We start from the raw sequence: 22,079 nt of genomic DNA, 5'->3' as shown, positions 1-22,079 counted from the left end.
TCACACCTATTTATAACAATGATGCCTTATCAAACACAAATTCAACGTATAAAAACAAAATTAATCGCTGCTCAACATGCCGATCCAGATTTAGAAGTCTTTGGTGCTGATGCACATCAATATCAATTGAATGCGCCCATTCCCATGCAAAAAATTGTTGATTTTGAACAACAACATGGCATTCAACTTCCTATTGAATATAAGCTTTTTTTAACTGAAATTGGTCATGCAGGTGAATCTTTTTCAAATTCTGCGGCAGGTCCTTTTTATGGGATCTACCCTTTTGGGGAACAATATCAATTATTTTCTAATGATTTTGACCAAGCGTTACTGACCAATCCAACCTTGCTCACGCCCGATACCCCCCATGAAATATGGCAAGCTCAAATCCAAGAATTATATGCAGAAAATTTAAGTGATTATGAGTATGAGCAGCAAGAAGCCAAAATTTTTGGTGGTTTATTTGTGATTGGTTCTCAAGGCTGTGGTTATTTTCATGCGCTTATTCTCAATGGGATATATACAGGCAAAGTGGTCAATATAAGCATTGATCATGACAAACCAAAATTTAGCTATGAAGCTCATTTTTTAGACTGGTATGAGCGTTGGTTAGATGAGGTCATTGATGGCAATTTACAAAATACGCATGCGTGGTTTGGCTATCAAATGGGAGGAACAGAATCCGATTTAATGCAAAGATATAAAAATACACAAGACCATCAGTTGAAGTATCAAATTTTAGAAGGTCTAAATTTCAAGAAAAGTTTAACTCAAGATACATTACAACAGCTTTTAGCGTATTTTCCTGATGAAAATAATGAAAATCAAATCATGATTTTGTCTTTAGTTTCAAAGCATGATGCTCAACGTGCTGTGCCTTATTTGGAAGAGTTATTCAAAACCCAACTCAATACTGCGGTTAAACTGATTCATTGGTATATTGAAGAAGACTTACCACATTGGATTTCACGCATTTATAAATATCTGCCTCATATTCAGGATGAGGAAACTTTTCGTTTTGCATGCTACATTTTACAAAAAGATGAACAACAGCAATTTCAGCAACTAAAACCATTTGTACAGCATCCTGATCTTAAAATAAGAAAAAGTACTTTTTACACCTTTTCTTTTTTAAATGATAAAAAACCCTATGAGACTGAGTTTTTACATGGTTTAGACAGTAATGAACCATCTCTACTGATTCAAGTTTTACAAGCCATGCAAGGTTTAAAAACACGTGCTATTTTGAAAAAATTACAAGCTTTAGTTGTAAAATTTCCCTATCAAGACATTGAACCTGATGAAAATGGTCTTCGTTATTATTCGGCTGACACTGATGATTTGGTCTATATCAGCAGTAATATCAGCAATGTACTCAAAGAATACAACTTAAATCATGATTCTATTCAGCATATAAACCCAGAGACATTTGAATTTAATCCATAATTTTAAACTCATCAACTTGCTAAGCTCATCCTCTAAAATACAGCAAGTGCGCTTGCTGTCATTCAGCTTTGATCAAGGCAGTTGCTTGCCTTCATTTTCAATTCATATTTAGTCTTTATGATGACTAGCAATTCACCATAAAAACATGGGAAAATAGTCACCTTTTGCAACAATCAATCAGCGAACTGTTTTTTCGCCAGATTTAGGTCATTTATGAAATTTGAAAGATTAGGTCAGTCGGGACGTGCTCGTCGTGGTCGTTTAACTTTAGAACACGGTGTGGTTGAAACGCCTGTATTTATGCCTGTAGGTACATACGGTACAGTGAAAGGCATGCTACCGCGTGATATTGAAGATATTCAAGCTCAGATTATTTTGGGCAATACTTTTCATCTTTACTTACGTCCGGGCTTAGATGTCATTCGTGAGCATGGTGGCTTGCATGAATTTATGAAATGGGGAAAACCTATTCTCACTGACTCAGGTGGTTTCCAAGTCTTTAGTTTAGGCGCAATGCGTAAAATTAAAGAAGAAGGCGTTACTTTCCGCTCGCCTATTGATGGTTCAAAAGTCTTTTTATCACCTGAAATTTCAATGGATATTCAACATACATTGAACTCAGATATCGTGATGATTTTTGACGAATGTACGCCCTACCCTGCAACACATGAAGAAGCACAAAAATCATTACAACTTTCATTACGTTGGGCGAAACGTTGTAAAACTCAGCACCATGACGTATTAAAAAATAAAAATGCATTATTTGGCATTATTCAAGGTGGAATGTACGAAGACCTGCGTGAAGAATCACTCAATGGTTTGAAAGAAATTGATTTTGATGGTTTTGCCATTGGCGGTTTATCTGTTGGTGAACCAAAAGAAGAAATGATCAAAGTCTTGGATTATTTGCCTGCAAAAATGCCAGAAGACAAGCCACGTTACTTGATGGGTGTTGGTAAACCTGAAGATATCGTTGAAGCCATTCGTCGTGGTGTTGATATGTTTGACTGCGTTATGCCAACCCGTAATGCACGTAATGGGCATTATTTTGTGACTGATGGTTTGGTGCGTATTCGTAACGCAAAATATCGCCATGACCAAAGTCCACTCGACCCACATTGTGATTGTTACACATGTAGCAATTTTACTCGTGCTTATTTATTCCATTTAGAAAAATGTGGTGAAATGCTCGGTTCAATGTTAGGTACGATTCACAATTTACGTTATTACCAACGTTTTACCCAAGATATTCGTGATGCTTTAGACAATGGCACTTTTGATGAATTCGTAACAGATTTCTATCAACGCCGTGGTTTAGACGTTCCACCTTGTCCAGAAGACTAATCACTAAAATAGGAATGTTTTTTCATTCAACAGGATTTGCGCTGAACCACAAGACAAGGTAAATTGCAGAACAAGTCAATTTAAATGTCATGTTTTTGACACCAGTTATTTAACTTTAGGAAACTAAAATGAGTTTATTTATTTCTGCTGCTCATGCAGCTGAGGCACCTGCACAAGGTCCAAGCATGATGGCTAACTTATTGATGATTGCTGTTTTTGTTGCAATCTTCTATTTTCTCATCTGGCGTCCTCAAGCTAAACGTGCCAAAGAACACCGTACACTGATTGACAGTTTAGGCGTTGGTAGTGAAGTTGTTTTTGCTGGCGGTCTAATGGGACGTGTCATCAAACTTGAAGGTGACTTTGCTGTTATTGAGCTAAATCGCGGTAATGAAGTAAAAATACAACGTGCTAGTGTCATTTCAGTACTTCCTGAAGGCACATTAAATAACCTTTAATCATAAAGCAGTCGTGCTCCTCGCACGACTTTTTCATTTTAAGAAGAAAGCGAATGCGTTACCCTGCATGGAAATATCTACTGATCCTCGTTGTTCTCGTGGTCAGTACATTATACGCACTGCCAAGTTTGTATCCTGATGAGCCTGCTGTTCAAATTTCTGGTGCCAAGGCTGGTACTCAGATTGATCAGTCTGTCATACAAAAAGCAGAGCAAATATTAAAAAGTGACAATATTGCCACTCATGATAATACTTTTACCAACAATGCTGCATTGTTGCGTGTAAGTTCATCTGATGCCCAACTTAAAGCACAAGAAGCTTTACGCAAAGGTTTAGGTGATAATTATGTTGTTGCATTAAACCTTGCGCCAACCACACCAGAATGGTTACAAAAAATTGGTGCTAAGCCAATGAAACTTGGTCTGGACTTACGTGGTGGTGTTCATTTTCTACTTGAAGTAGATATGGACAAAGCAATTGCACAACGTATGGAAACATCAGCAACAGATTTACGTCGTGATTTACGTGAGCAAAAAATTAAATTCAATAGCTTAACGCTAAACAACAACACGATTACTTTGTTATTTGCAAATAATGATGATCGTGCTGCTGCTATGGATTTTCTACGTCGTGATGGCAATAAATATACTCAACAAGCACTTGCAACCGATACAGGTTCTACTTTAAAACTCACCTATAATGATACAACAAAGCAAGAGATTCAGTCTTATGCTTTAAATCAAAACTTAACCACTTTACGTAACCGTATCAATGAGTTAGGTGTAGCTGAAGCTTTAGTACAAAGCCAAGGTAGTAATCGTATTGTTGTGGAATTGCCTGGTGTACAAGATACAGCCGAAGCAAAACGTGTTTTGGGGCGTACTGCTAACTTAGAATTCCGCTTAGTTTCTGATTTGAATGATCAATATGTAACACCTTATGGTCAGTCTAATGGTCAACCTGTTCCACCAGGAACAGAGCTATTTGCTTATGAAACTTTAGACAGTGGCAAACAGTTATTATTAAACCGTAACCGTATTTTAACAGGTGAACGTGTTCAAAATGCATCAAGTGGTTTTAGCCAAGATACTGGCGGAGCTGAAGTAAATATTACTTTAGACAACGCTGGTGGTAAGCTCATGGCAGATGCGACACGTAATGCTGTTGGTAAACGTATGGCGGTATTGTTTATTGAAAATAAACAAAAAATTGAATATATAACCGACCCAACTACAGGTGTTCAAACAGAAGTTCGTACGCCATTTACCGAATCTGTCGTCATCAACGCAGCAACGATTCAAGCTGTGCTAGGTGCTCAGTTCCGTATTACAGGTCTAGATTCACCACAAGAAGCGGCTGAACTTGCCTTGATGTTACGTGCAGGTGCTTTAGCTGCCCCAATGTACTTTGTTGAAGAACGTGTTGTAGGTCCAAGCCTTGGTCAAGAAAATATTGATAAAGGTGTACTTTCAACTCAAGTTGGTTTCATTCTTGTCGCAATTTGGATGGTTGTATTCTTCCGTGTCTTTGGTGTTATTGCAGATTTAGCATTAGTGATTAACCTTGCAATGCTCTTAACAGTGATGTCTTGGATTGGTGCTTCGCTCACTTTACCTGGTATTGCGGGTATCGTCATCACCATCGGGATGGCAGTCGATGCGAACGTTCTGATTTGTGAACGAATACGAGAAGAAATGCGATGGGGCGCCTCCCCTAAACAGGCGATTGTGGCAGGTTATGATCGTGCTTATAACACGATCTTTGACTCCAACTTAACCACCTTTTTGGTTGCATTTATCTTATTTGCGATTGGTACAGGTCCGATTAAAGGCTTCGCTGTGACATTGATGATTGGTATTGTTTGCTCAATGTTTACTGCGATTACAGTTACTCGCGCTATCGTACAGATCATTTATGGTAAAAAACGCAACTTGAAAAAGTTGAGCATATAGGAGATCTATGATGACTGATGTGACTCAACCTCAAGAGCAAAAAGCCAAAAAGTATGGTCGCCCTGATGATGAAAAAATCATCAACTTTATGAAGATTGCAAAACCTGCAGCAATCCTTTCGATCATTCTCACCATTGCCAGTATTTTCTTTATTGCCACCAAAGGTCTAAATTTAGGTTTGGACTTCACGGGCGGGGTTTCTGCTGAACTTAACTATCAACATGAAGCAAAAACTACTGATGTAATCAACACATTAGATAAAGCAGGCTTTAAAGATGCGGTTGTGCAAACTTTAGGTTCTAACAAAGATTTAATTGTACGTATGCCAGTACAAGACATTAATGTTGAAGATCTTAATAATGCATTAACTAAAGCAGTACAGTTACCAGATAACCCAGCTAAAGTACATAAAGTTGACTCTGTTGGTGGTCAAGTCGGTAATGAGCTTTATATCCGCTCTGCGGGTGCTGTTGCGCTCGCAATGCTGCTCATGCTCGTTTATGTCACTATTCGTTTTGAGTTTAAACTCGCACTGGGTGCAGTTTTATCTTTACTCCATGACGTTATTGTGACTGTAGGTATTTTTGCCATGATGCAGTGGCCGTTTGACTTAACAGTTCTTGCGGCAATTCTTGCGTTAATTGGTTTCTCACTCAACGATAACATTGTTGTTTCAGACCGTATTCGTGAAAACTTCCGTAAGATTCGTGGTGCAACACCACTTGAAGTTGTGAACTCTGCATTAACTGAAACACTACGTCGTACCATCCATACCTCTATGACGCTTTTGCTTGTTGTTATGGCAATGATGTTCTTAGGCGGTGATGGTTTACACTGGTTCTCTGTTGCAATGTTCATTGGTGTATTTGTAGGTACATATTCTTCTATCTATATTGGTACAGCCTTCGCTTTATGGCGCGGTCTGAGCCGTCAGGACTTTGTTGTTCAAGTTAAACCTGAATTTGAAGATGAAGAACAAATTCCCCACTAATACAAAGTTTTGAAAATGGCTCATCTTCGGATGGGCTTTTTTATTGCTCAATTGAAAAAAAGAAAAAATTAATGCTGAATAATATCAATCATTGGAAATGCAAAACCTTTACAAGAGTATTCTGAACGCCAAGCGATACTTAACATACTCTGTGCTAACTGAAAGTTTTGATAGGCAAAAACACCAATCAATGGATGTGAACACATTCCACCATTTTCTAAAGGATGAGCATGAGTATTTAACTCATTTAAACTTAAACGAATGCCTAAACCTGATGCTTTTAATACCGCCTCTTTGGTTGTCCATACCTTAAACCAATATTCGATATCACCGTCTAAATCTTGCCATTTCTGATATTCATCTTGATGAAAAGCATGCTTTGCCAATGCATCAAAACGTACTTTCCGCTTTAAATCTTCAATATCTACACCAATATCTTGTATTTGCTGAGAAATTGCTAAAGCATAATGATTTTGACTATGGGAATGATTAAAAGCGACATGTTTAAAGTGCACTAAATGGGGTTTACCAAATTCCGTTTTTACAATATCTGTATCTTGAATCGGCTGTTTTATAAAATCGGAAAGATATTGATTACGTTTTTGATAAATTTTATTTTTTTTATAGTAATTAAACTCTGGCAAAGAAGCAAAGCCTGTTTGAGTACCTTCAATAAATTGAGCCAATGGCTGAACGTGGATTTGAATTGTTCTGTTTTTCACTGGCTCAATCATACTCATGTCAAATAAAAATTAGAATTTAGTGATGTCACCTTTCAACGCAACACCTGCTACTGCAGTTCCTTTCGCACAATCATACGTTGTTGTGCTACGTGTTTCATTCGATTTATAGAAACTTGTAATATTTGTCACCGCATTTGCACCACGAGATTTTGCAGTTTTTTCAAATTGAATCAATGCTGAACGCAAAACATGATCGCAGGCATTTTCTGCTGTTTTACCAAATCCATTGGTCTTTTTATTGGTCACTAAACCTTTTTGTAAGACCTGCCCTCCTGCTTGAGTGCCTGCCAAATAAAATTTTACAGTGCCATCTAGGACACCATCAGCAACTGCACGATCAACAGCCTCTTTAAAATTAAATTGATGTATTGCATCAGCTGCTTGTACAGAAGCAATGCCACTCACACCTAATGCTAAAGCGATACAGATATTTTTAATAGACATGTGGTTACCCTTATTTGTGATCTATTTTTTTGAAAATAATGGAAGTATTAATACCTCCAAAAGCGAAATTATTGCTCATCAATATTTCGGCATTTATTGTTCGAGCTTTCCCCACAATATAATCTAAATCTCCACAAAGTGGATCAATATTTTCTAAATTTAATGTTGGAATAAATTGCTTTCTTTGCATCATTTCTAAGCTTAGCCATGCTTCAATTGCACCACAAGCCCCTAATGTATGCCCAAAATAACTTTTGAGCGAACTGATTGGTTTACGCCCCAACACACGTGCAGTTGCCTGTGTTTCAGCAATATCCCCCTGATCTGTCGAAGTTCCATGCGCGTTAACATAATCAATCTGATCAGCATCAATATTGGCATCCTTCAATGCCAATTGCATACAACGCCCCATCATCTCTGAATCAGGGCGGGTCACATGCTGACCATCGGTATTGCTGCCATAACCGATAATTTCCGCATAAATTGTAGCACCACGTGCCTTGGCATGTTCATATTCTTCCAGAATTAAACAGCCCGCACCCTCACCCACGACTAAACCATCTCGGTTTTGGTCAAAGGGACGTGGTGATTTTTCAGCTTGATCATTCATTCCACTAGTCGCAAGTAGGACATCAAAAACTGCACAGCCTGCTGCACTTAATTCTTCAGCTCCGCCTGCTAGCATGACGGTTTGTTTGCCATATTTAATGGCTTCATAGGCTTGCCCTATTGCCATAGAGCCTGAAGTACAAGCACTTGATGTTGGCAATGTCAGTCCTTTTAAACCGAAATACACGGTCATATTGACGGCACTGGTATGTGACATCATGCGTATATAGGTGGTTGCATTCATTTTATTCATGTTATTTTCCAACAACATGGAACCAAACTCAGCGACCGCATCAACACTGCCCGCAGATGAGCCAAATGCCACACCTGTATCACCGCTTTGTAAAATCGGATCGTGTAGCAAATTGGCATCCATTAAGGCTTTTTCTGCACAGATCACGGACATTAGAGCGACACGCCCCATGCCACGTGTCACTTTGCGGTTAAAGTGTTTGGGAGTTTCAAAAGACGCCACAGGTCCTGCAATCTTGCAGCGTAAATCGGTAAATATTTCCCATTCAGGCATGTAGCGAATGCCACTTTTTGCTGCTGCAAACTGTTCAAAAATAGAGTCTGCAGTCTCACCTAATGAGGTAATACCTGCCATTCCTGTCACCACGACACGTTTCATCAGATCAAACCTCCGTTGACTGAAATGACTTGTCGGGTGATATAACTGGCATCATCACTGCACAGAAATTTAACCACTTTTGCCACTTCATCGACTTGCCCCATGCGCTGCATAGGGATCATTTTCAGTGCATGTTCCTGCACTTCCTCACTGACCATTTCTGTTTCAATCAAGCCTGGCGCAACACAGTTGACGGTAATTTTACGTTTTGCCAATTCCAGTGCCAATGCTTTGGTCGCACCAATGAGTCCCGCTTTGGCAGCACTGTAGTTCACCTGCCCACGGTTGCCCATCACGCCAGAAACAGAAGACATTGTCACAATGCGCCCGCCTTTTTTCAGACGAATCATGGGCATAATTAACGGTTTTAAAACATTATAAAAACCATCAAGTGAGGTGGAGATCACCTCATCCCAATCATTGTCAGTCAAGGCTGGAAATGCAGCGTCATGGGTTAAGCCTGCATTGAGAACTACACCATAAAATGCACCATGTTCAGCAACATCCTGTTCGAGTTGTTGTTGTACATTTTCACGTTCAGTCACATCAAAGAGCAATACATGACTGCGTTGACCCAATGCCTGAATTTGTGCTGCCACCTGTTCTGCTTCTGCCCGCTTGGAACGTGCATGTACAGTCACATCAAAACCCGCTGCCGCCAATTGTAAAGCAATGGCTTTTCCAATGCCTCGACTTGACCCCGTTACCAAGATTCTTTTTGTCACATTTACATCCTAATTTTTAAATTTGCTGTTGTTATTCAGGTTCATAGACACTCAGCATGGCTGAAATTGTATGTTGCTGATAAAAAATTTCACAGGCAAATTGTCCCAATCCTTCATGTAGATACTGTCGTTCTGCACGGATTGTGACGATTTGACCCATTTCAAAATAAGCAATTGGTAACTGTAATTTGCGTGTTCCCAATAAAAAGCCAATTTTAGGTGCCTGACCCGATTGTTGACCTTGCATACCTGCATAGGCACTGATGGTTTGTGCCATCAACTCAATACTGGTCCATGTGGGTAGCCCTTGAGCTTCGCAAAACATCAGTTCAGGCGATATTTTTAGTTCTGCAACAACAAATTGATCACCGATCGTTACGACATGATCAATAAAAACCATAGGTTTTTCATGTGGAATGACATGAATGGCAGGTATTGCTTGCATAACGGTCATGTTGATGATGTTCCAAAAATCAGACTGATATTACTGCCGCCAAAGGCAAATGAATTGGACATTACATAGCGAATTTTATGAGATAATTCAGCATGCTCTACATAATTTTGTGTGTCTAATTCTGCATCTAAAAGACTCGCTTGATGTAAAGGCAACCATGTTTGTGCTTTTAATATTTGCTGACAAATAAATGCTTCAATGGCACCTGCTGCACCTAAACAATGTCCTGTTTTATGTTTGGTGCTACTCAAAGGCACAAGATAGTTTTGAAATACCTGCTGTACAGCTTTAATTTCCATAGCATCATTCTGTGGGGTTGCTGTTCCATGTAAATTTAAATAACCAATCTCTGTTGCATTTAACTGCGCCAGATCTAAAGCGGTTTGCATGGCTTTGGCTGCACCTTGCCCTTCAGGATGTGGTGCTGAAATATGCCATGCATCCATAGACTCTCCAGCTGATATTAACAAGGTTGGCGCTGTTTGTTTTGATAATAAAAATAAAGCGGCTGCCTCACCAATATTGATACCATCTCGTTGTTGCCCACAAGGCTGACAAATACCTTGAGATAAACTTTCAAGGCTATTAAAACCATTTAATGTAAGCTTACATAATGTATCGACACCACCAACTAAAACCGCATCTGCTAATCCAGCATTAAGTAAACGTTGTCCTGCTGCTAAAGCTTTTGCACTGGATGAACAAGCTGTAGAAATCGTATAAGCAATACCTTCCCAACCTAAATAAAGTTGCAATGCTTTGGCTAAACAGTCCATTTCTTGTTTTTTCTGTATCACTTGAGCAGTTGTATGCCCTTGCATATAGCCCTGAAGCTGGTCTTCATTATCTGCAATTCCTGAAGTTGATGTACCAATAATAATTGCTAAACGTTTTACGGGGATCTGTGCAACATAAGCTTTAAGTTCAGCTTCAATCTGTTGCAGAGCGGTTAAAGCAAAACGTAAATTTCGAGTTTCAACTGTTTTTAAAATTTCAGGTACATGCACCAGTAAAGGTACTGAACAAGCCCCGACCCACACTTTTTTTTCAGCAATAAAATCTGAACTTAAACTGAGTGTATTTTCTGTGTGAGTCAATGCATGCTGTAGTTGTTCTGCATTTGCACCTAAAGCAGATAAAGCCGCACTTAACTGAATACCAACCGCAGGATTTTTTAAATCAATCATTTCAGGCATTTTGATTTTTACTCATTATTTTCCAGCGTATTGGGTACAGTGCTGAATACCATTTGGTAAGGAACTTGCAAATTATTCAGTTCAATATAAGCAGCACTTCGCTGTATGGTTAATACTTTTTGCTGGTTAATTTCAACGTCTTGTGTCTGAGTTTCACCTTGTTGTCCTGACTTGATACTTACTTTTTCAGGAGGATGCTGAATAAAATCAGGATAAGTCGCAAATAAAATATCTCGCATTAAAAAATCAAAAGGCAATAATTTCATTTGATCAATACGTTGCTCTACAGTCACTTTTTGCCCATCAAAATGTAACTTAAATAATTGCTGTCCTGTAAGGCTTAATGCTAGCACATCTAAGTTTTGGTCTTGCTGTTGTTGATATAACAAGAAGCTAAAGCTATGCTCTTTCCATTGCACTTCAACCTGATCTTGACGTTGATACTGCTGTGCAGACCATTGTGAACTGACTAAGCCCTGTGCTTTAGGTAACATCTGCTGACATGCACTTAAATTCAACATTAACAAGAGAATAAAAGCATATTTTGTCCATTGATTTAGCATTATTCAATTCCAACTACAGCCGTTTGTGACTGACCTTCACGACAGTATTCGGCTAAAGTACTTAAACGTTGCTTCGCATTTTTATGAATTGGATTCTGATCATCCCATGCATAGCCTGCTAAAAGCGATGCGATCATACGACGAATTTTATCATTTTGGTTTTTAGAAAATACCACATCCTGAAATTCACCTTCATACCAAGACTCAACATAAGCACGAAAGACTTTAATCCCTTTACGTAAAGGCTGCTCATACTCTTTCATCCAATCTACTGATGCTCCTTGAATGACACGCTCAACCAAAGGTACAGCCAAACTCGATGATTTTAAAGCAATCGTCACTCCTGAAGAAAATACAGGATCTAAAAACTCACCAGCATTGCCCAATAACGCATAATTTTGACCTGCCAAATGCTTTACGTTAGCAGAATAGCCAACCAAAGTTCGTACAGGTGTATCAAACTTTTTATTTCTTAATACATGTGATAAAGCAGGATCATCCGCTAAAATACGTGCAAAAGTTGCTTGTAAAGTTTCAGGGCTTGTATCATCAATTTGATAATGATCAAAAAAATCTTGCTCTGCAACTACACCAAATGATGCACGACCATCGGCAAATGGAATCAGCCAATACCAAGCACGTGGGTCTTTTTCATGTACGGTGATTAAAATCTTTTCACGATCAAAATCTGGATCATCCAAAATACCATCTTCAATATGAGTGAACACGGCACGACGCACAGGGAAATTTGATGGACTTTCAATATCTAAAAATTTAGGTAAAATACGACCAAAACCACTGGCATCGAGTAAAAATTTGGCTTGAATCTGATACTGTTCAGCGTGTTCATTTTTAACTGTTAAAATCGGATGTTTTGACTCGACATCAACTGCAATCACCTCATGCCCAAAACGAACTTCTGCACCATATTGCTCAGCTTGTTTCGCCAACAAGTGGTCAAAATGCGCACGTCTTACTTGCCAAGTTGTGCCTGGTCCATCACTAAATTTTTCAGTAAAATCATAAAAACTACGCTGTTGACCTTTTAAAAAAGCTGCACCATTTTTAAACTGGAAAGCATATTCATCTACATGATTTTTAATACAATCAAGTAATCCTGCTTCCTCTAAAAAAACCATAGATTGGGGGAGTAAAGATTCTCCTATCGTAAAACGAGGAAAATATTGTTTTTCAATAATCGTAACAGCATAGCCTTTTTGACGTAATAATGCAGCGGCTGAGCTTCCTGATGGTCCAGCACCAATAATTAATATATCTGTATATTGCATTGAATTTCCCCTAATTTTTCAGCTATCTTGCTGATTTTTTAAAGTAGTATGATATTGATGATCTGCTTTAGTTAAAAGCGTTGCATAAATGAATGAAAAAATAACGCCCAATAAAACCGTGAGACCAAAGCAGTGAATGGCATAGGTTTGACTAAAGGACAATAATCCAAACCCCAATAAAGTCGACATCATACATAAAAATAATGCCATACCTACTACATGCGGATGATCATGCCCATGCCGATAAAAAATCGCATAATCCACCCCGATCCCAATAATCAAGAATGTGCCCATAATACTGAACAAATTGATTTCTACACCAAGCCATGCTTGTACTGCAAAGGTACTGAGCAATGCCATACTGACAGGTAAAACCAAAGCAACAACTGACTTCAAACCATAAATCAAGGCTAAGCCAATACTCAGCGCAAGCAAGGCATACAGCAATAAATACTGCGCCTGAATCCGATGTTGCTGAAACAGTTGTGATAAACGCTGAACAGGCTGCACAAACTGAATCTGACTATTTTCCAATAATTTCAGTTGTTGCGCTGGAATTGTGCCTTGAACCATTATCAAACGTTCATGGGCATTTGGCTGTAAAAATGCCAATGGATGTTGCTGAAAATCGGCTAGTGTTAATGGTTTTTGCATGGCAAGTTGTTGTTGCCATTTCAATACATCCTGAAGATTTAACTGCATGGCTGCTGCATAATCTGTAAGCGCACTGACAGGAATCTGCTGTAGCAACTGAATATTTTCCTGCTGTGTCAGCATGGAAGGAATCGACTGTCCAATGGCTTGAATACTTTGCAATTTTCCCTGTACTTGTAATGTCTGTAGCTGGGCAAGGAGTTGCTGTTCCTGTTGCTCCAATTGCTGCTGATTTTGTCCATGCACCACAAAATAATCACTGCTTTGTTGCTGTCCAAAGCGTTGCCGTACATATTGATCTTCTTGTTTCAGTTGTTGATCCATACTTTGCAGATTACGAATATCATCATTACTTTTTAGAAAATAAAGACTACTCATGGACACAAGCACAATCACCACAACCATGCCAAAACGCAAGGTATTGTGACTGAGCATAAAGTCTCGTGCACGCCCAATAAAGCGCAAGGTATCAATTGCAGGCTGTGCATTGAGTGCCTTTAAACGGGGCAATAGCAAAATACTAGTGATCCATGCAGCACTTAACCCCACAATGGAGAAAACCGCAATCTGCTTAAAGCCCGGAAAGGGTGTAAAGGTCAAAAAAACATAAGCCACCAAGGTGGTCATTAAACCCATAAATAAGCTTGGTAGCACAGGTTTTAGAACCTTAAAACCATCCACCTGTCGATGCTGTGATTGCAATGCCATAAAATAGAAAGAAAAATCGACACATACACCAACCAGACTGGCACCAAATACCAAGGTCATCAGATGGATTTCACCAAATAACCAATGTGTGACTGCAAATGCCACCAAACTCCCACTGCTGACAGCAATAAATTCGGTCAGCATAGGACGCAATGAACGAAAACCAAACCAGACCAATAACAAAACGCCCAGACTTGAGCCAAGTCCAATGGTTGAGATTTCCTTTTCCGCAGACTGAGTTCCAAAAGCGGTGAATAATAAGGTACCTGTCCAATGGCTTTGCACACCTATTTTTTTCAGGTCAGCATCCAACTGTTGCATCCATTCGGCTGTACGCTGTTGATAGTCAATGTTATAAGGACTTTCTGTCAAATTCAGGCTAAAAAATCGTGAACTGCCTTTTTCATCATGAATGGTGGCAAAGCCCTGTTCCATTTCAATATTTTGATGATTATTTTGGCCAGATAAACCGACAGCAAAACGCGGAAATAACAATAAGGGATCTTTTTGGAATAATTCAGCACTTAAGGGCATGCCCGGACTCATCACCTGTAACAGTGACTGCTCTGTCAATCCCGTATAATCCTGATTTTTCAGTAATTGAATATCATCCTGACTCAATAGCCCAGCATGATGCTGATAGAGCACCTGAGCAAATTTTTCTGTATCCAACTGCGGTTTTAACGGTTGCCACAAGGTCGATGCAGCCATGTGCTGCCGAAGCAATTGAGTGGCTTGTGTCAAACGCTGATTGCTGTCTGCATCCACCACCAAAAAGACTTGATTGTTCAGTTGCTGACTGACATAGTCCTGCGTCTTTTCCAGTCGTGGATCCTGATGTTCTTTGGGTAGCAACGCAAAAATATTGGTCTGAACATGAATATCCTGTTTCAGCCATGCCGTGACAAGACTTGCTGCAACCATCAGTAAAATGGTTAACCACAGTGCGGTCAGTTTATTTTGCCAGTTTGAAAAGTGCATCTTCAGTCGCCGTTAATTGGACGGGTTGAGTGGTGTGTTGGCTGAACTGAATAGTCGTCGTATTATTGCCCTTTTCGGAAATCACAATCCGATCGACATAGCGTTGACCCTGTGCATCGACACGATCAAACAGCTTTTTAAACAAGCCACTTTTTGGTGTCAGGCTAATATTCCACTGCGTTGCCGAATAGTTTGCAGACACAATATTAAAGTTTTTACTGAGCGCTGTTTCATTGCCTGACATCAACTGCAAAAACATGGTGGCTACAGAACCATAAGGTGATTTATCAATTTCAATCTGACTATAGGTTCGCTGCGTTTTTTGTACCAGTTTTTTGGGGGTCACAATCAAGTTGGCTTGTACAGGACGTTGAATTTGCCACAACACACCATTTTGTTTGGAAAATAGAACCTCGCCATTGGACACAAAGGTTTTATTCAAAGATGCCAATTTCTTTTGCTGTTGAAAATTCGCACGTACTGTAGGGGTGGCTGACAATTGTTTAAAGATCTGTGTGACCTGAGTATTTTGCGCAAAACTTGTCGTGGAAAATGTCATACTCAACACCACCGCACACAAGCACATCCACAACAACTTCAATAGCAGCGCAGATGTAAATTTCGTCTGCTGTAGCGCCAATGCTTGCGATGCGACTTTCATTTTTTGCATGACAATTTCCTCTAAATTCACACTAAGCAGGCTGAAAAGCCGACCATGCATTTAAACGTTCAAACAGGACAGGTGGCGATTGAAAACACATTTCACGCGTTTCAATATGAACGGCAACCTGCGAGGTAAAGCCTTTGGTCAAACGTTTGCCTGAGTCTGCATCAAAAATCTGATATTCAATTTTCAAACGGTTTTCCCATTCTTTTAAAATGGCACGCACACGTATTTTTTGTTGAAATTCGATGCCTTGCACATAACGGACATAACTTTCAATGACCGGCCATGCATAACCCGATTGTTTCATTTGCACATAGTTATATTCAAATTCATCGAGTAATTTACAACGTGCAATTTCAAAATATTTAATGTAATGCCCATGCCACACAATGTTCATGGTGTCGACATCATGAAATGGAATTTCTATGATTACATCAGCATGCATAACTCAGCTCCATTTCAACTGTTGATCATGATCATTGAGTAAATCAAACTGCTCAAAACGGTCAACCAAACGCTGTAAATCCTGTTGTAAAGGGCGATCTTCCTCTACAAAGGTGAAGCTTTCAAGCACCCACTGTTGGAACTGCGTTAACACCTGCCCCAATTGTGTATTTAGCCCTTTGAGTTGAATCGCTTGTACTGCAGCACAGCTAAGTGCTGCCATCACTTGCTCGGTCAATAGAATCACTCGGCTTGCATCACGTGCAGCAATGGTGCCCATACTGACTTTGTCTTGATTGTGACATTCGGTCGAACGTGAAAAAATTGAAGCGGCAACGGTTTGCTTTAAGGCTTCTGCCGTCCATGCGGATACCCCAATTTGCACAGCTTTAAAGCCATGATTGAGTGGCAAACGCTCAAGGCTTGAACCTGTTAAATTACGTGGTAAACCATGATTCATTTTGTGATCGACCAATTGTGCAAGTTGTCGATCCATTAAATCGGCAATATTGGCGATCATGATTTTTAAACTGTCCATGGCTTGGGCAATGTGTCCACCATAAAAATGCCCACCATGTAATACCCTTAAATTGACAGGATCAATCAAAGGATTGTCATTGCTTGAATTTAATTCATTTTCAATAAACTGACGCAGCCATACTTTAGAGTCTTCAAATACACCTATCACATGCGGTGCACAGCGTAGTGAATAGCGGTCTTGTAAACGTGGGCTTTGGTGCGCTGTCTGTACTTCGCTGTTTAACCAATGACGTAATTGCGCCGCAATCTGTTGTTGCCCCTGATGCGGTTTTTGTGCAAATAAAACTTCATCAAAATGGCTCGGATTACCCTCTAAAGCCAAGACATTCATGGCTGTGACCAAGGTACTGCTGAGTGAAATCTGTTCCGCTTTTTTATAGTTCAGGCATGCGATGGCAGTCATGACTGCAGTGCCATTCATCAGTGCCAAACCTTCTTTTGGACGCAATACCAAAGCTTCAATTTTCTGTTCAGCATAGACTTCTGCAATGGGAACGATTTTTTGCTGTGACTGCAAATACACATCACGCTCACCAACCAAAGCACCTGCAATATAAGACAATGGTGTTAAATCACCACTTGCCCCGACAGAACCTTCAGATGGAATCACAGGAATAATATTTTCATTTAACATCCAAACCAGACGTTCCAACAATGCCAAAGACACACCTGAATAACCGCGTGCCAAAGAACATAAACGTGTCACCACCACAGCACGTGCAGTGATTAAATCAAGATTTTGCCCCAAACCACAGCCATGAAAACGTGACAAATGCAGGGGGAGTTCGTGTACCTGATGCGTTGGAATTTCTACTAGACACGAGTCGCCATAACCTGTGGTCACGCCATAAATCACGCCTTCATCTTCAAGCAACTGATCCAGAAAATCAGCACCACGTTGAATGAACTGACGCCATTCTGCTGTTGCAGGTAATGCCACATGGCAACGATACTGCGCCACAGCCACAATCTGTTCGATTGTTAATGCCTGCTCCCCAATCACTAAAACTTGCATCTTATTATTTTCCAATTATTTGTTCCAAAATTGATAAAAATTAAACCATTGATAAGGAGCACGCAGACAATGTTGCTCCAAAATGGCGACATATTTTCGGGTCACGACCTGCATGGCAGCCAAACGATCGGCACGTGGCAGATGTAACTTTTCTGCCAGCAAATGAATGTGGACATCAAAATGATCGTGTTGTCGGTAACAAAACACCGCCAATAAAGGGACTTTTAGCAAACTTGCCAAAATCCATGCACCTTGTGGCCATGGCGCATCTTCTCCCAAAAAGCAAACTTGCTGTATTCTTTCTGACTGCACAGGCACTCGGTCTGCGGCTAAAATCACCCACTCACCTTGATCAAGTTTATCTTGCAACAACATCGCTGTTTCAATGCCCAACTCATCGACAGAAATCAAATGAACATCTGCCTTGTCGTTCATTTTTTTTAAAAAATCATTAAATTTGGTGGCATGCTTCTGATAGACCAAGACATTAATTTTTTGGGCATGTTCCGACTTAATGGCACGTAACAATTCAATATTACCAAAGTGCGATACCATGATAATTGCACCTTTTTGATAATGTGCCCGAAAGTGTTCATGTCCATGCAAGTTCAACTTTTGTTCAGGAATATGCCCAAGCCATCCTTCAATTTTATCAAGCAGACATTCCCCAAATTGCATGAGATGGCTATAACTATTTGCAAGCGTGGGTGCATGGGTAAAAGGTGACTGTTCGCCTGCAAACTGATGCAATTTCCTGAGATATTGCAAAGAAGCCTGTTTGGCTGTTTTGGAAAATAACCAATACCACATAATCACAAAGTACAAGACGATACGGCATAAAAAACGCCCACCCAAACGGTAGAACCAAAGCATCAGCATCAGGGGGAACATTCCCCCTTTTTCTCTGAGTTCACTCCATTGTGGACGGGTTGACTCAGACATCCGTTGAACCTGTATATTTCTGTTTTAACAGCTTAGGCAATCGCAGCAACATTCCTGCAAACAGTCTCGAATGAGCTGTACTCATACCGACATTGTCACGCCAGACATTAAAATGTGAAATGCCCTGCTCAGGATAAATCACATGGGTTGGAACATTGACAAAAGGTACATTTTCCCATTTTAAACGGACTAAAATTTCACTGTCAAAACCCATACGCGGTTGAAATTTTGCAGTATTTAAAATGCGATGGGTGACTGCCAATGGATAAACCCGAAAGCCACACATACTGTCTTTAATTTCAAAAGACAGGCTATTGATCCATACCCAGATATGCGTCGCATAACGCCCATACAGACGCCCTTTGGGTACAGATTCGTCAAAAATGGGCTGACCAATCACCATCGCTTTTGGGTGCTGCTGTGAGATCTGTAAAAACTTAGCGATATCCTGCCAATCATGCTGACCATCTGAATCAATTTGTAAGGCATGACTTAAACCCAGCTCAAATGCATGATTCAGCCCTGTGATCACTGCCTGTCCCTTGCCTTGATTTACTTCATGTTCAAGCAAAATCATCTGTGCAAACTGATGTTTCAAATCTCGAAGCAACTGCGTACACTGTTCATCACTGCCATCATTGACCACAATGATGGGCAAAGCAAAAACATTCAGATGCTCAAGCAATGCTTGAATATAATGCGGATGATTATATACAGGAATGACAAATCCATACTGCGCCATATCCATCCCCTAGACCGTATCTGTTTGCTGTTGAAGCATAAATAATAATCGCCCTGAAGCCAGCGTTTTATCCTGTGTATAGAGTTCAAAATGCACTTTATGCAACTGACGTTGCAGTTTTAATTGCACAACAGCATAGGGCTTGATTAAGTCCTGAAACTTCAATTGTTCATAGCCATTACACCAATCCAACGCTGTCCAAAGTTGTTTGGCAAAATGCTGAATAAAGCCAATTTGCCCCACGCCTGCATAAATTGGCAAGTTTGGAAAATGCCCTTTAAAACACGCCAACTCAGGTGGAAATTCCAATAAATATTGTGCAGATTCTTCAGTATAGGTCTGACTCAGTACAACGGGGGTCAATAAAGGCTGAAACAAAGATTGCATCATCTGTTTATTCAGTTTGGATTGGCTGTTACGTGGCAACTGTGATAAAAAGCGCCACTGCCTTGGAATGGCAATCGTTTCCAGTTGTGCAGTCAATTGTTGTTTGAGCTTTGCCACAAATTGGGCTTTATTTTGCTGCATAAGAACGTGCTGAGCAGATGCTGTCAACACAGCCACACAAGCTAAAATTTGCCTATGATCCTTTTGGGTGACAAGGACATGACATTCTGCGATCTCATCCAAAGTCAAAATTTTATGTTCAATCGCATCCAGACTTAGGCGTTTTTCTTCCAGTTTAATTAAACGATCCAAACGCCCTGACAATTGAAATGGGGTTTTTAAACACGTCGCATCACGCACACTGACACGGTCGCCCGTTAAAATCCAGTCTTCGGTAAATGCGTGATTTGTTTGCACTGCCAATTCTTCATGTTCAGCCATACGAATGTTGACATTGGCAAAGGGTGTCCACAAGGCATCATCCTGCTGACGATGGGCAATACCACCTGTTTCAGAGCTGCCTAAAACCTCAACAACAGGACGATTCAGATGGGGACGTATGCCTGATTCCAACTTCCCCCCTGAGGAATAAATGTATTGGCAATCTTGCAACAACACATCTATGGTCCAACGTTTAAGCAATGCAGGGCTTGAAATGACATAATTTTTACGCTGCAATACGTTTAATTTTTGTTGTACTGCCACAACATCTTCGGGAAATGCCAACTGTGGAATATAAAAACTGCGTCCACTTGCCAAAGGCAACAATAATTTAAACAATAAGCCATAAATATGTTGATGGCTGACCGTTGCAATGGCAATGCTGTCTTGCAACAAATCAAAACTTTGGTCCAGACCTTGTACTTCATTCAGCAGTTGACGCAATGTTCTCGGAATTTTTTTAGGTTGTCCTGTGGAGCCTGATGTATAAAAATAAACCTGTGCCTGTTGTAGAAACTGCTCACTCAGATCAAGATGTTGTAACTCAAATATTCCATTTTCCAATAACGACTCAGACTGACGACTCAAGAAATGAATGCCCTGCTGTGCCAGTTCCTCTTCCAATGCTTTCACTCGATGCGGTGCAATCAGCACTTGCTTATTTGCCAATAGTGCTGCAAAAAATAAAACCAGAAATTCATGGCTGTCATTTTCCCACAAGGCATACTCTTCAGCCTGTAACTGTGCAATAGCAAGGCTTTGCTGTCCTACATCCTGCCAAAACTCACGAAAAGCAATGCCACTCAGGTCATCTCGAATGGACAAAACATGTGGAGAAAAAATATGCGTCTGGAAATGACAGGACATGATGGAGATCACTCTTACTAATCGTCAGGTAAATGGGGCTGTATTCATGACTGATTTAAACGTTGATGACGTTTACGCAACACAAATTCACCTAAAAATAAAATGCCCATCAACACATAGGAAATAAAACCATTATAAATCACCCATATTTTCATGGGTGCAAACACAACGGTATACAGCGCAATGGCGGCATTTACCACAAAAAAACCACACCACACCATGGTCACCTTACGCGTCCAAAGGATGCCTGACTCAGGTAAATCAGGTTCCACCAAACGGGCAAAACGTTCAATCATGGAGGGTGGTCGAATCAGGGTCGAGGCAAAAATGATCCCCGCACCCACACTCATAAACACAGGGTACATTTTCAGCCATGCGTGATCTTTTAACAACACACTCAATGTACCGCAAAGTATCGCAAACCATGTCAGTGGCAACAGCAAAGTATTGCCCTTACTGAATAATCTGACCACCCCCAAAGTGATCAGCAAAACACTCACCCAGAGAAAATGTCCCTGTGACAGTCCCCATCCAACCAGAAAGGGGTACAAAATCATGCAAAGGAGAATAATCCCTTTAATGACTTGTTTCATTCAGCCAACATGTTATGAATGACAGTCACCACGTCCTGTACGGTTTTTACATTTTTAAAATCTTCAGGCTGTACTTGTTTGCCTGTCAATTCCTTAATTTTAACCACCAGATCAATGGCATCAATGCTGTCTACATCCAGATCAGAATATAAATTTGAATCAAGCTGAATATCGTCTGCTTCAATTTCAAATAATTCTTCCATCCACTCACGGAGTTTTTCTAAAATTTGTTGTTGCGTTAACATTTGAACCT

The 22,079-nt window shown here is 40.1% G+C and carries 22 protein-coding genes; 5 read left to right on the top strand and 17 right to left on the bottom strand.

Features of this window, described 5'->3' with window-relative positions:
• Window positions 1-21 precede the first annotated feature (21 nt).
• From HX005_RS12835 to secF, 5 genes are all read left to right on the top strand, one after another.
• Window positions 22-1,446 (top strand): SMI1/KNR4 family protein, encoded by a 1,425-nt coding sequence (locus HX005_RS12835; protein ID WP_286377645.1) that lies wholly within the window; start codon window positions 22-24, stop codon window positions 1,444-1,446.
• A 213-nt stretch (window positions 1,447-1,659) separates the two neighbouring features.
• Window positions 1,660-2,790 (top strand): tRNA guanosine(34) transglycosylase Tgt, encoded by a 1,131-nt coding sequence (tgt, locus tag HX005_RS12830; RefSeq protein ID WP_107008348.1) that lies wholly within the window; start codon window positions 1,660-1,662, stop codon window positions 2,788-2,790.
• A 128-nt stretch (window positions 2,791-2,918) separates the two neighbouring features.
• Entirely contained in the window at window positions 2,919-3,248 is a 330-nt protein-coding gene (yajC, locus tag HX005_RS12825; protein ID WP_107008347.1) for a preprotein translocase subunit YajC, read from the top strand.
• A gap of 53 nt (window positions 3,249-3,301) precedes the next feature.
• Complete coding sequence (secD, locus tag HX005_RS12820) at window positions 3,302-5,200, top strand: protein translocase subunit SecD (RefSeq protein ID WP_107008346.1); 1,899 nt, start codon at window positions 3,302-3,304, stop codon at window positions 5,198-5,200.
• A gap of 7 nt (window positions 5,201-5,207) precedes the next feature.
• Window positions 5,208-6,191, top strand: coding sequence for a protein translocase subunit SecF (gene secF, locus HX005_RS12815; protein ID WP_286377644.1), 984 nt, complete (start codon window positions 5,208-5,210; stop codon window positions 6,189-6,191).
• A 68-nt stretch (window positions 6,192-6,259) separates the two neighbouring features.
• On the opposite strand, the gene HX005_RS12810 is transcribed toward secF, so the two are convergent.
• The 17 genes from HX005_RS12810 to HX005_RS12730 all read right to left on the bottom strand — a co-directional run bounded on the left by HX005_RS12810 (window position 6,260) and on the right by HX005_RS12730 (window position 22,071).
• The gene (locus HX005_RS12810; RefSeq protein ID WP_286377643.1) at window positions 6,260-6,925 is read right to left on the bottom strand and encodes a 4'-phosphopantetheinyl transferase family protein; all 666 of its coding nucleotides are present in this window, start codon (window positions 6,923-6,925) and stop codon (window positions 6,260-6,262) included.
• An 18-nt stretch (window positions 6,926-6,943) separates the two neighbouring features.
• On the bottom strand, window positions 6,944-7,378 hold the full coding sequence (locus HX005_RS12805) for an excinuclease (RefSeq protein ID WP_286377642.1): 435 nt from the start codon (window positions 7,376-7,378) through the stop codon (window positions 6,944-6,946).
• A 10-nt stretch (window positions 7,379-7,388) separates the two neighbouring features.
• Window positions 7,389-8,618: a beta-ketoacyl-ACP synthase gene (locus tag HX005_RS12800; protein ID WP_286377641.1), complete on the bottom strand. Its 1,230-nt coding sequence runs from the start codon at window positions 8,616-8,618 to the stop codon at window positions 7,389-7,391.
• Window positions 8,618-9,343, bottom strand: a complete 726-nt coding sequence (locus HX005_RS12795; RefSeq protein ID WP_286377640.1) for a 3-ketoacyl-ACP reductase FabG2 — start codon at window positions 9,341-9,343, stop codon at window positions 8,618-8,620. Before HX005_RS12795 ends, HX005_RS12800 begins: the two co-directional genes overlap by 1 nt.
• Window positions 9,344-9,374: 31 nt before the next feature.
• Window positions 9,375-9,788 carry a hotdog family protein gene (locus HX005_RS12790; protein ID WP_502872743.1) on the bottom strand — a complete coding sequence of 138 codons (414 nt, stop codon included), beginning with the start codon at window positions 9,786-9,788 and terminating at the stop codon, window positions 9,375-9,377.
• A gap of 5 nt (window positions 9,789-9,793) precedes the next feature.
• Window positions 9,794-10,993: a beta-ketoacyl-ACP synthase gene (locus HX005_RS12785; RefSeq protein ID WP_286377638.1), complete on the bottom strand. Its 1,200-nt coding sequence runs from the start codon at window positions 10,991-10,993 to the stop codon at window positions 9,794-9,796.
• Between the two features lie 8 nt (window positions 10,994-11,001).
• The gene (locus tag HX005_RS12780) at window positions 11,002-11,556 is read right to left on the bottom strand and encodes a DUF3261 domain-containing protein (protein ID WP_286377637.1); all 555 of its coding nucleotides are present in this window, start codon (window positions 11,554-11,556) and stop codon (window positions 11,002-11,004) included.
• Window positions 11,556-12,845, bottom strand: a complete 1,290-nt coding sequence (locus HX005_RS12775) for an NAD(P)/FAD-dependent oxidoreductase (protein ID WP_286377636.1) — start codon at window positions 12,843-12,845, stop codon at window positions 11,556-11,558. The genes HX005_RS12780 and HX005_RS12775 overlap by 1 nt, the downstream gene beginning before the upstream one ends.
• Before the next feature lie 18 nt (window positions 12,846-12,863).
• Window positions 12,864-15,188, bottom strand: coding sequence for an MMPL family transporter (locus HX005_RS12770; RefSeq protein ID WP_286377635.1), 2,325 nt, complete (start codon window positions 15,186-15,188; stop codon window positions 12,864-12,866).
• Window positions 15,163-15,747 (bottom strand): outer membrane lipoprotein carrier protein LolA, encoded by a 585-nt coding sequence (locus HX005_RS12765; protein ID WP_286377708.1) that lies wholly within the window; start codon window positions 15,745-15,747, stop codon window positions 15,163-15,165. The genes HX005_RS12770 and HX005_RS12765 overlap by 26 nt, the downstream gene beginning before the upstream one ends.
• A 133-nt stretch (window positions 15,748-15,880) precedes the next feature.
• A complete protein-coding gene (locus HX005_RS12760; RefSeq protein ID WP_286377634.1) occupies window positions 15,881-16,300 on the bottom strand; it encodes an acyl-CoA thioesterase in 420 nt (139 codons plus the stop codon).
• Between the two features lie 3 nt (window positions 16,301-16,303).
• Window positions 16,304-17,854 carry an HAL/PAL/TAL family ammonia-lyase gene (locus HX005_RS12755; RefSeq protein WP_286377707.1) on the bottom strand — a complete coding sequence of 517 codons (1,551 nt, stop codon included), beginning with the start codon at window positions 17,852-17,854 and terminating at the stop codon, window positions 16,304-16,306.
• Between the two features lie 15 nt (window positions 17,855-17,869).
• A complete protein-coding gene (locus HX005_RS12750; RefSeq protein WP_286377633.1) occupies window positions 17,870-18,796 on the bottom strand; it encodes a lysophospholipid acyltransferase family protein in 927 nt (308 codons plus the stop codon).
• Complete coding sequence (locus HX005_RS12745; protein ID WP_286377632.1) at window positions 18,789-19,544, bottom strand: glycosyltransferase family 2 protein; 756 nt, start codon at window positions 19,542-19,544, stop codon at window positions 18,789-18,791. Before HX005_RS12745 ends, HX005_RS12750 begins: the two co-directional genes overlap by 8 nt.
• Before the next feature lie 3 nt (window positions 19,545-19,547).
• The gene (locus HX005_RS12740) at window positions 19,548-21,233 is read right to left on the bottom strand and encodes an ApeI family dehydratase (protein WP_286377631.1); all 1,686 of its coding nucleotides are present in this window, start codon (window positions 21,231-21,233) and stop codon (window positions 19,548-19,550) included.
• Window positions 21,234-21,277: 44 nt separating this feature from the next.
• Window positions 21,278-21,826, bottom strand: coding sequence for a COG4648 family protein (locus HX005_RS12735; RefSeq protein WP_286377630.1), 549 nt, complete (start codon window positions 21,824-21,826; stop codon window positions 21,278-21,280).
• Complete coding sequence (locus tag HX005_RS12730) at window positions 21,823-22,071, bottom strand: acyl carrier protein (protein WP_286377629.1); 249 nt, start codon at window positions 22,069-22,071, stop codon at window positions 21,823-21,825. Before HX005_RS12730 ends, HX005_RS12735 begins: the two co-directional genes overlap by 4 nt.
• Window positions 22,072-22,079: the final 8 nt, after the last annotated feature.

The organism is Acinetobacter sp. R933-2 (assembly GCF_030325485.1).
Taxonomy (GTDB): Bacteria; Pseudomonadota; Gammaproteobacteria; order Pseudomonadales; family Moraxellaceae; genus Acinetobacter; species Acinetobacter sichuanensis.
Note: the sequence above shows the minus strand (reverse complement) of the source record. Positions and strands in the feature narration are given on the sequence as shown.

Coding starts and splice junctions, on each gene's coding strand:
- HX005_RS12755 (WP_286377707.1), bottom strand. CDS start 17,854: ATGCAAGTTTTAGTGATTGGGGAGCAGGCATTAACAATCGAACAGATT.
- HX005_RS12800 (WP_286377641.1), bottom strand. CDS start 8,618: ATGAAACGTGTCGTGGTGACAGGAATGGCAGGTATTACCTCATTAGGT.
- HX005_RS12730 (WP_286377629.1), bottom strand. CDS start 22,071: ATGTTAACGCAACAACAAATTTTAGAAAAACTCCGTGAGTGGATGGAA.
- HX005_RS12750 (WP_286377633.1), bottom strand. CDS start 18,796: ATGTCTGAGTCAACCCGTCCACAATGGAGTGAACTCAGAGAAAAAGGG.
- HX005_RS12810 (WP_286377643.1), bottom strand. CDS start 6,925: ATGATTGAGCCAGTGAAAAACAGAACAATTCAAATCCACGTTCAGCCA.
- HX005_RS12790 (WP_502872743.1), bottom strand. CDS start 9,788: ATGCAAGCAATACCTGCCATTCATGTCATTCCACATGAAAAACCTATG.
- tgt (WP_107008348.1), top strand. CDS start 1,660: ATGAAATTTGAAAGATTAGGTCAGTCGGGACGTGCTCGTCGTGGTCGT.
- HX005_RS12805 (WP_286377642.1), bottom strand. CDS start 7,378: ATGTCTATTAAAAATATCTGTATCGCTTTAGCATTAGGTGTGAGTGGC.
- HX005_RS12765 (WP_286377708.1), bottom strand. CDS start 15,747: ATGACATTTTCCACGACAAGTTTTGCGCAAAATACTCAGGTCACACAG.
- secF (WP_286377644.1), top strand. CDS start 5,208: ATGATGACTGATGTGACTCAACCTCAAGAGCAAAAAGCCAAAAAGTAT.
- HX005_RS12760 (WP_286377634.1), bottom strand. CDS start 16,300: ATGCATGCTGATGTAATCATAGAAATTCCATTTCATGATGTCGACACC.
- HX005_RS12780 (WP_286377637.1), bottom strand. CDS start 11,556: ATGCTAAATCAATGGACAAAATATGCTTTTATTCTCTTGTTAATGTTG.
- HX005_RS12735 (WP_286377630.1), bottom strand. CDS start 21,826: ATGAAACAAGTCATTAAAGGGATTATTCTCCTTTGCATGATTTTGTAC.
- HX005_RS12740 (WP_286377631.1), bottom strand. CDS start 21,233: ATGTCCTGTCATTTCCAGACGCATATTTTTTCTCCACATGTTTTGTCC.
- HX005_RS12775 (WP_286377636.1), bottom strand. CDS start 12,845: ATGCAATATACAGATATATTAATTATTGGTGCTGGACCATCAGGAAGC.
- HX005_RS12835 (WP_286377645.1), top strand. CDS start 22: ATGCCTTATCAAACACAAATTCAACGTATAAAAACAAAATTAATCGCT.
- secD (WP_107008346.1), top strand. CDS start 3,302: ATGCGTTACCCTGCATGGAAATATCTACTGATCCTCGTTGTTCTCGTG.
- HX005_RS12745 (WP_286377632.1), bottom strand. CDS start 19,544: ATGGATATGGCGCAGTATGGATTTGTCATTCCTGTATATAATCATCCG.
- HX005_RS12770 (WP_286377635.1), bottom strand. CDS start 15,188: ATGCACTTTTCAAACTGGCAAAATAAACTGACCGCACTGTGGTTAACC.
- yajC (WP_107008347.1), top strand. CDS start 2,919: ATGAGTTTATTTATTTCTGCTGCTCATGCAGCTGAGGCACCTGCACAA.
- HX005_RS12785 (WP_286377638.1), bottom strand. CDS start 10,993: ATGCCTGAAATGATTGATTTAAAAAATCCTGCGGTTGGTATTCAGTTA.